Source organism: bacterium (assembly GCA_021372615.1).
Lineage (GTDB): Bacteria > Armatimonadota > Zipacnadia > Zipacnadales > UBA11051 > JAJFUB01.
In genome coordinates, this window is record JAJFUB010000077.1 from 1 (window position 1) to 2,029 (window position 2,029).

The 2,029-nt window shown below is 69.3% G+C and carries 2 protein-coding genes; both read left to right on the forward strand.

Annotation, left to right across the window (positions count from 1 at the left end):
* Positions 1 to 923: uroporphyrinogen decarboxylase family protein (locus LLH23_11455; protein MCE5239099.1), on the forward strand; the 923-nt coding region annotated here is incomplete at its 5' end.
* Between the two features lie 47 nt (positions 924 to 970).
* A partial coding sequence (locus LLH23_11460) for a hypothetical protein (protein MCE5239100.1) occupies positions 971 to 2,029 on the forward strand: 1,059 nt, incomplete at its 3' end.

Below are 2,029 nucleotides of genomic sequence, written 5' to 3' on the forward strand. Positions count from 1 at the left end.
AGCTGCCGGAGGGCCTCGGTAGCACCAGCCGCCTGCTCGAGGAGACGCCCGAGGGCCGGCGGACCACCGAGATCATCATCAACACGCCCCGCAAGAGGCTGGTGGGGCGGCAGGTCACGGGCATGATCCCCCATGACCCGCTGGTGGGCAAGACGACCGTCTACCCCGTCCAGTCCACGGACGACTGGCTGGCCTACCGCGACCTGCTGGAGCTGCAGCGCGAGGGCCTCGGCGACCCCGTCCTGGACACGGTCGAGGAGGCGGTCGCCTTCATGGGTGAGGAGGGCATGCCCAGCGTCGGCCTGGGGCCCGCGTACACGTCGCTGGGTTCCGTCCGCGGCATGCAGGACCTCATCATGGACTTCTACGACACCCCCGACCTGATGGACGACCTCCTCGCCCTCCAGCGCCCGCTCAACCTCCGCTGTGTCGAGGGCTTCGTCCAGTCCTCCAGCCCCGTGGCCTGGCTGGACATCTGCTGGGCGACCGGCTCGGGCCTGAGCCCGCGGATGTTCGAGCGCTGGGCGATGCCGGACGTATACGCCGCGATGGAGATCATCAAGCAGCACCCGGGCAAGGTCCTGGGCCTCTACACGCTGGGCAAGATCGGGCAGTTCATGCCGATGTTCGCCGACGCGGGCGTCCACTTCGTCTCCACCTTCGAGCCCAACGAGGGCGACATGTCCCTGCGGGAGGCCAAGCAGCGGTTCGGGAAGAAGATGGCGCTGCTCGGCAACCTCAACTGCCTCGTCCTGGCCTTCGGCACGGTGCAGGACGCCCGGCAGGAAGCCCGGCGCTGCCTGGAAGAGGCGATGGACGGCGGCGGCTACGTGATGGTCACCGCCGACGAAGTCCCCGCCGACGCCCAATGGGACAACCTGCGGGCGATGGTGGACACGGTGCAGGAGTACGGGCGGTACTGACGGTGAGGACAGCGGGGGACAGTCGGGGACACCTGGAGGTGGCGACCATGGGCAGGCTGGCACTGACAAGTCTCTGCGCGTTGACGCTGATCGGGGTAGGACGTCTTGACGCCCAGCCTCAACCCGTCAGGGCCGCCTTCATGTACTGCTCGTGGCCGAACGGTCAGGCAGCGTTCAGAAGCGAGTTCGACAGCATCTTCAAGGCCCTCGGCTGGGCGGTCACCAAGTTCGAGAACACGCAGGCGCAGGAGCTGTCCGGCCGCCTGGGCGACTTCGACCTCGTCGTGGGCGGCGGCGTCAGCAACCTCGACAACCCGCAGGACTTCGCCCCCTATGCCGCGCAGTGGCAGACGTTCCTGAACCGGGGCGGGGTCGTGATCGCCACCGACGCCTCGTATGGCGGGATCAACCAGCAGTGGATCGGGGCGATTGACCCGGCGCTGAAGACCACCTCAGCCATCTGCAGCGCCCACAGCAAGGGCGGCGACGCGACGGCCGTCACCTTCACCCCCGGCGACTCGCTCCTGGCCGTGCCCTATGCACTGCAGTCGGGCCTGGCAAGCAAGAGCCACTGGGCGCATCTGGAAGCGGTCGCCGCAGGCTGGACCACGGCGCTGGTGTGCTCGGACAGCAAGCCCCTGCTCATCTACCGCCCGTACGGCCAGGGACTGGTCGTCGTCACCAGCCACTTCCGCTTCTCCGGTGGGGCCGACTCCGCCGGGGCTGCCCTGGTGCAGAACGCCCTGGCCCTCGCGCGGCTGCAGCAGCGGGGTGTGCGGCTCACGCGGCTGGACTGCCCCGCGAACCTGGGGCTGGGGGACAACACGCTGACCCTGGCCTGCGCCAACGTCGGCCCGGCGGCGGCCACGTTCACCTGGCGCTTGGAAGGCAAGTGTGGCGCCGAGGCGACTATCTCAGCCGAGCGCAGCACCTCGGTGCCGGCCGGCCAGGAAGCCACGGTGCCTCTGGTGCTGTCGCTCCCGAAGCGGGGCGTCTATGACAGCACCCTCACGCTGTCGCGCGACGGCGAGACCCTCCTGACGCTGCACCCGCCGGTCGCGGTGCCCGAACTGCTCACGGTCCGTCTGACCCGCCGGCACGTCCTC